This window comes from Actinophytocola sp. (genome assembly GCF_050699915.1).
In the GTDB taxonomy this organism is placed as follows: domain Bacteria; phylum Actinomycetota; class Actinomycetes; order Mycobacteriales; family Pseudonocardiaceae; genus Actinophytocola.
This window is the reverse complement of sequence record NZ_JBOHGA010000304.1, coordinates 1-6,070: the sequence shown is the minus strand read 5'-3', so window position 1 is coordinate 6,070 and position 6,070 is coordinate 1. Positions and strand designations below refer to the sequence as shown.

Below are 6,070 nucleotides of genomic sequence, written 5' to 3'. Positions count from 1 at the left end.
GGGCACCGGGCCGGACCGGGCCGCGGCCGCGTCGGCCATGGCGTCCAGGGCCACGGCCACCAGGGCACGCAGCCGCTCCGGGCCGGCGGCGCCGGCCGCGAGCCGAGGTTCGTCGGCATCCAGCGAAGCCCGCAATCCGACCCCCTACTTAGGTTCGCCTAACTCGATGCCACCTTACGGGCGCCGGACCGGGCGGCACCAACCGGTCACACCGGAGCCAGCGACCTGACCAGCGACGCCGGATCCGCGCCCGTGGGCAGCACCGAGATCACCGGAGTGTCCAAACCGGACTCCACGTAGGCCGCGACACGCTCGCGGCACTTCTCGACCGGCCCCCACACGACCAGGTCGTCCACGACCTCGTCCGGGATCGCCGCGTTGGCGGCCGCGCGGTCGCCCGCCGCCCACGCCTCGTGCATGCGCGCCAACGCGTCGCCGCGGCCCAGCCACTCGTGGAAGGCCGCGTACACCGGGACCGTGAGGTAGCTGCTGATCAGCATGCGGCCCAGCCCGCGCGCCGCGTCGGCGTCGTCGGTCGGGCAGACGAAGATCCGCGCCACCAGCTCGGGTTCGGTACCCAGCGCGGAGCGCACCGTCGGGACGTCGGCCGGGGCGAGCCAGTTCGTGATCGCGCCGTCGGCCTCCCGGGCGGCCAGCCGCAGCATTCCCGGCCGCAGTGCGGCAAGCACGATCGGCGGCGGCGGGATCGGCGGGCGCTCCAGCCGGAACTTCGCCACGGCGAACGTCTCGTACTCGCTGCTGATCTTGTCGCCGACCAGCGCCGCCCGCAGGAACCGCACGGTGTCCCGGGCCCGCGCGTACGGGTCGGTGAAGGGCACGGCGTTCCAGCCCGTCACGATCGTCGGCGTGGACGTGCCGACGCCGAGTACGAACTTGCCCGGCGCGAGCTCGGCGATCGTCGCCGCCTGCATCGCGAGCAGGCCCGGCCCGCGGGTGTAGACCGGCGCTATCGCCGTGCCCAGCCGCAGTCCGGGCGCCCACTCTGCGGTCAGCGCGAGCGGGGTGAACGCGTCCGTGCCCGCGGTCTCCGCGGACCACACGTCGGTGTAGCCGAGGTCCGGCAGCTCGCGCACCAGGTCACGGTGCGCGGCGAGCGGCACGCCGGTCAGCGGCAAGGTGATGCCCCATCGGTTCACTTGGCTGTGCCCCATGGTTCGCTCCGCTCCTCAGTCCAGACGGGGAACGCTCCGTCACTCCCGCTCACGACCCCCAGGGCGTCGCGCAGCCACGACACCTGCATGCGCATGAAGTTCTCCGCCACCTCGTCGTCCTGGGGCGTCATGTGCGTGACGCCGGGCAGCGGCAGCAGCGAGTGCGGCCGGCCCGCGGCGACCAGCGCGGCCGAGAGCCGGACCGAGTGCGCCACCACGACGTTGTCGTCGGCCAGGCCGTGGATGATCAGCAGCGGCCGCTCGAGCTTCGGCGCCTCGTCGATCAGCGAGTTGGCGTCGTACACCTCGGGCTTCTCGTCCGGGTGGCCGAGATAGCGCTCCGTGTAGTGCGTGTCGTAGAGGCGCCAGTCGGTCACCGGCGCGCCGGCGATGGCCGCGTGGAACACGTCCGGCCGGCGCAACACCGCGAGCGCGGCCAGGTAGCCGCCGTACGACCAGCCCCGAATGGCCACAGTGGACAGATCGAGGTCCGGGAACTCCTCGGCGGCCGCGTGCAGTGCGTCCACCTGGTCCTCGAGCGTCACACCGGCGAAGTCGAACGCGACCTGCCGGTCCCAGTCCGGCCCGCGTCCCGGCGTGCCGCGGCCGTCCGCGATCAGCACGGCGAACCCCTGGTCGGCGAGCCACTGCGGACCCAGGAAGGCGTTGCGGCTGGCCAGCACGCGCTGCGCGTGCGGTCCGCCGTACGGGTCGAGCAGCACCGGCAGCTTCCCGCTGCCCGGCTCGTGCCCGGTCGGCAGCACCAGCGCCGCGCGCAACTCCCGCTCGCCGAGGGTGAGCCGCCGAACGTTGGGCTCGACGCCGGGATCCACGGCGTGCGAGGCGATCGCGCCGGCCGGCTGCTCGCCGCGCAGCACGGTGACCGCCGGACCGGAGCGCTCCGGCGACCACGACGCCAGCACGGTCACGTCGCCCGCGCGCGTCGCCCCGTGCACGCCGTCCGAAGTGGACACACGGGAGACGCCCGCGTCGTCCACCCGGTACACGTGCACCTGCGTGGGGTCGGACTCCGTCGCGGTGACGAGGATGTCGGTGCCGACCTGACTGCCGACGTCGAGGACCGCGCGCACCTGCAGCGACGGCGGGGTGACCTCCTTGTCGTCCACGACGAGCCGGTACCCGCCCTGGCTCACCGCGATCCGCACGAGCCGGCCGTCGGGCGTCCACGCCGGCACTCCCGGGACGATCTCCACCCAGATGTCGTCGGTCTCGACGGCGAGCACGTCCGTTGAGCCGGTGTCCGGGTCGACCGAGCGGATCTCCACGCGCTTCTGGTCGCGGGTCTGCAGCGCGACCAGCGGCGGCCCGCCCTTGCTCCAGTGGGCGGCGACCAGGTAGGGAAGCTCGCCGCCGTGCCAGTCCACGTCCACCCGGGAGATCCGCTCCCGGTCGAGGCTCAGCACGGCCAGCCGGACGTCGACGTTGTCGGTACCGGCGGCCGGGTAGGACACGACGTTCGGCTCGGTCTCCGGGTGCGCGGGGTCGGCGATGTGCCAACGCCGCACCGGGCTCTTGTCGGTGAACGCGACCAGTAACCGGGTGCCGTCCGGCGACCACCAGAACCCGCGCGAACGGCCCATCTCCTCCGCGGCGATGAACTCCGCGACGCCGCACGCCTGGTCCGGGCCGGCGGGTTCGGCGAGCGGCCGGTCACCCGTGCCGTCCACGCCGACGACCCGCAACGAGCCGCCGGAGACGTACGCGACGTGCTGGCCGGTCGGGTCCGGCCGCGGGTCGATCACGCCGGGGGCGGCGGCGAGCTCGCGGGCCTCGCCGGTGACCGCGTCGGCCACGAAGAGCCGGCCGGACAACGCGAACGCGGCGATCCGCACGTCCGCATCGGTCGCGTTGCCGACCACGCCGCCGCCCTGCTCGCGACTGCGCTCGCGGCGGGCCCGCTCCTCCGGCGGCAGGTCCTCGTCGCCGTCGCCGAGCAGCTCCGCGGGGTCGGCGAGGCGGCTCTCGGTGCCGGTCTCGAGGTCCAGCCGCCACAGGATGTGTTGGCGGTCCTCGCCGGACGCGGAGCGGAGGAACAGGACGCGGGAGCCGTCCGGCGACACCTGGAACCCGCGCGGTGTGCCGAGGGTGAACCGCTGGGTCCGAGCCTGGAGACGGAGGAAGGAGCTCTCGTTGGTCACCCCCTAGACCCTATGCGGTCACGGGGCCACCGGTCCGGTCTGCTCGGCCGAGCTCACACGTGCTGCGCGTAGGCCGCCAGGATGCCGCTCCACCCGTTCTCCGAGTCCACGCCGCTGAGCACGTCCGCCGCGAGGTCGTGCCGCTCGATGTGCCGGTGCTCGAGCTCCACGCGGGTCAGCCCGCCCGCCTCCGCGACGAAGCGGACCTCGATCTCGCTGGCCTTGGCCGGGTCCGGGTGGTACTCCCAGTCGCCCTGCAGGTGCCAGGACAGCAGCAGCCGGGCCGGCGGTTCCCAGGCCAGCACCCGACCCCAGTCGCACTCGGTGCCGTCCTCGCCGCGCTCGTACCAGCGGCCGCCCTCGCGGGGCTCGATGACCACGTCGGCGAGCTCGACGTCGCCGATGTGGTGGCCCTTGGGCCACCAGCTGAAGAACCGCTCGGTGAACACGGTGAACGCGCGCTCCCGGCCGGCCCGGACGGTGACGGTCTTGGTGACGGCGAGCGGTTTCGTCTCGGTGGTCATCGGTCCTTCTCCTCGGTCTCGGTCTCGGTGTTCTCGACCTCCGCGGCGAACGCGGCGAGCGCGCTGTCCCACAGCTCGTCCAGATAGCCGCGCAGCGCGGCCACGCCCCGTTGGTCGACTCGGTAGCGCCGCCGGGTGCCCTCGGCCTGGTCGGTGACCAGGCCCGCCTCCTTGAGCACCTTGAGGTGCTGGGACACCGCCGGGCGACTCACCGGCAGCTCGTTCGCCAACTCACCCACCGCCCGCGGCCGGCCGGCCAGCAGCTCGAAGATCGCCCGGCGGGTGGGATCGCCGAGCGCGCCGAGCGCGGCCACTTGGTAAGTCGACACGAACCGTAAGCTACAACTTACCAAAGGGATCGTCAAGGAACTTCTTGGCGATCCCTCCGGTTGCTCACAGGCTCCTCCCAGCCAGCACCCGCACCGTGGAGCCATGACCGAGACATACCTGCCCCCCAGACAGCAACCGAGACAACCGCCCGTTCCGCCGTGGACCTACCCGGCCCCGAGCTACCTGCCGCCCGAGCCACCCAAGCCCAAGCGCCGCCTCGGCCGGGGAGCCGTCGCGCTGGTCGCGGCCGCTACGATCGCCGCGGCCGGGGTCGGTGGCACGGTCGGCGCACTGGTCGCCGGCGACGACGGCGCAGCCGCCCCGACCGCGTCCGCCACGACGACCTCCGACACGAAGGCGGTCGACGTCAGCTCGATCGTCGACAAGGTCAAGAACAGCGTGGTCCAGGTGAACGTGCGGACCGCGAACGCCGAGGGCCTCGGCTCCGGCGTGATCATCGACGCCTCCGGGCGGATCCTCACGAACAACCACGTGGTCTCCGCCGCCGAGGAGCTGACCGTGACGCTGGCCGACGGCCGCACGGTCCCCGCGTCCGTCGTCGGCACCGACCCGTCGACCGACCTCGCGGTGATCCAGGCCCGGGGCGTCTCAGGCCTGACGCCCGCGAAGTTCGGCGACTCCGACGCCGTGCACGTCGGCGACGAGGTGATCGCGATCGGCTCGCCGGGCGGGCTGCAGGGGACCGTGACCACGGGCATCGTCAGCGCGCTGGACCGCGAGGTGAACGTGGCCGGTGAGGAGCAGCGACAGAGTCCGTTCCCGCAGGCGCGGTCCGGCGGCGGCTCGACCGTGACCTACCACGCCATCCAGACCGACGCGTCGATCAACCAGGGCAACTCCGGCGGGCCGCTGTTCAACTCCGCCGGCGAGGTGATCGGCGTCAACTCGGCGATCTACTCCCCCGTGTCCGGCCCGGACGGGTCAGCCGGCAGCGTCGGCATCGGGTTCGCCATCCCGAGCAACGATGCCCAGCAGGTGATCGACAAGCTGTGAGCCGCCGACCATGATGCTCGCCCGCTGCGCCTCGGCACACGCCAGGGACGCGCGGGTGAGCAGCCAGTCGGCCCGCCTGACGTCCCGCCGCGTCCGCCGCGCGATGAGCAGCAGCGCGGCGGCGGCGACCGTCAGGACCAGGCCGGCGAGGATCGTCAGCTCAGCCATCGCGGTTCAGCCTCACGTCCGCCCGGACGCCCTGCTCGTCGAGGCTCTGCCGGACCCGGCCGACGATCCGCCGGTGCACCACGTCGCGCAGCACGCGAGGGGTGAGTGCGGTGAACGGCCGGGTGAACGCGCTTTCCTTGTGGGCCAACTCGAAGAGGTTGAGGATCTCGACGGAGATCAGGTGCCGCGCGCCGGTCCCGGACACCTCCGGTGGCAGGGCGTTGATCTCGTCCGCCACTTCGGCGGCGCGCTCTTCCAGCGCCGCGACGTCCACCCGCAGCCGGCGCACCTCCCGGACCGCCAGGGCGAGCACGACCAGCCCCACGGTGACGAGCACGAGTCCGACCGGCGACAGCCACGCGTCCACGGGCCCACCGTACGGGACGTGCGGTAGCCTCGGTCTCCGGCGCCATTCATGGGGGAGTGCGCCCAGCCGGAGACGATGACTTACCGCGACGATCTGCGAGACAACCTGCCAGCCGCGCTCGATGGCGAACCTCGTGCCATCACGCGGCTGCTCGCCGCATTCCGCCCGATCGTGGTGCGCTACTGCCGCGCGCGGCTGGCGAACTCCGACCGGTCCCATGCGGACGAGGTCGCGCAACAGGCGTGTCTGGAGGTGCTGAGCGCACTGCCGGGCTACCACGACCAGGCCCGCCCGTTCCTCGCGGTCGTGTACGACATCACCGCCGCGGCCGTGACC

At 73.0% G+C, this 6,070-nt stretch carries 7 protein-coding genes and 1 pseudogene; 2 read left to right on the top strand and 6 right to left on the bottom strand.

The features are described 5' to 3' along the window. Positions 1-206: 206 nt before the first annotated feature. Genes ACRDSK_RS30930 through ACRDSK_RS30915 form a run of 4 tightly spaced genes read right to left on the bottom strand, consistent with a single transcriptional unit; the run spans position 207 to position 4,184 of the window. Complete coding sequence (locus ACRDSK_RS30930) at positions 207-1,157, bottom strand: LLM class F420-dependent oxidoreductase (RefSeq protein WP_431444933.1); 951 nt, start codon at positions 1,155-1,157, stop codon at positions 207-209. Further along, positions 1,154-3,331: a prolyl oligopeptidase family serine peptidase gene (locus ACRDSK_RS30925; RefSeq protein ID WP_431444932.1), complete on the bottom strand. Its 2,178-nt coding sequence runs from the start codon at positions 3,329-3,331 to the stop codon at positions 1,154-1,156. The genes ACRDSK_RS30930 and ACRDSK_RS30925 overlap by 4 nt, the downstream gene beginning before the upstream one ends. Positions 3,332-3,384: 53 nt before the next feature. Beyond that, positions 3,385-3,855 carry an SRPBCC family protein gene (locus ACRDSK_RS30920; RefSeq protein WP_431444931.1) on the bottom strand — a complete coding sequence of 157 codons (471 nt, stop codon included), beginning with the start codon at positions 3,853-3,855 and terminating at the stop codon, positions 3,385-3,387. Continuing rightward, positions 3,852-4,184, bottom strand: a complete 333-nt coding sequence (locus tag ACRDSK_RS30915; RefSeq protein ID WP_431444930.1) for an ArsR/SmtB family transcription factor — start codon at positions 4,182-4,184, stop codon at positions 3,852-3,854. Before ACRDSK_RS30915 ends, ACRDSK_RS30920 begins: the two co-directional genes overlap by 4 nt. A gap of 103 nt (positions 4,185-4,287) precedes the next feature. On the opposite strand from ACRDSK_RS30915, the gene ACRDSK_RS30910 reads away from it, so the two are divergent. After that, positions 4,288-5,199 (top strand): S1C family serine protease, encoded by a 912-nt coding sequence (locus tag ACRDSK_RS30910; RefSeq protein WP_431444929.1) that lies wholly within the window; start codon positions 4,288-4,290, stop codon positions 5,197-5,199. Here the strand turns inward: ACRDSK_RS30910 and ACRDSK_RS30905 are convergent. Next, a complete protein-coding gene (locus tag ACRDSK_RS30905) occupies positions 5,128-5,367 on the bottom strand; it encodes a hypothetical protein (RefSeq protein ID WP_431444928.1) in 240 nt (79 codons plus the stop codon). The genes ACRDSK_RS30910 and ACRDSK_RS30905 overlap by 72 nt on opposite strands. Continuing rightward, positions 5,360-5,734, bottom strand: a complete 375-nt coding sequence (locus tag ACRDSK_RS30900; RefSeq protein ID WP_431444927.1) for a hypothetical protein — start codon at positions 5,732-5,734, stop codon at positions 5,360-5,362. Before ACRDSK_RS30900 ends, ACRDSK_RS30905 begins: the two co-directional genes overlap by 8 nt. Before the next feature lie 75 nt (positions 5,735-5,809). Here ACRDSK_RS30900 and ACRDSK_RS30895 point away from each other — a divergent pair. Beyond that, positions 5,810-6,070, top strand: a pseudogene (locus ACRDSK_RS30895) (RNA polymerase subunit sigma); the annotation flags it as partial.

Excerpts from the sequence above, each read along its gene's own strand:
- ACRDSK_RS30910 (WP_431444929.1), top strand. The coding sequence starts at position 4,288 with ATGACCGAGACATACCTGCCCCCCAGACAGCAACCGAGACAACCGCCC.
- ACRDSK_RS30920 (WP_431444931.1), bottom strand. The coding sequence starts at position 3,855 with ATGACCACCGAGACGAAACCGCTCGCCGTCACCAAGACCGTCACCGTC.
- ACRDSK_RS30905 (WP_431444928.1), bottom strand. The coding sequence starts at position 5,367 with ATGGCTGAGCTGACGATCCTCGCCGGCCTGGTCCTGACGGTCGCCGCC.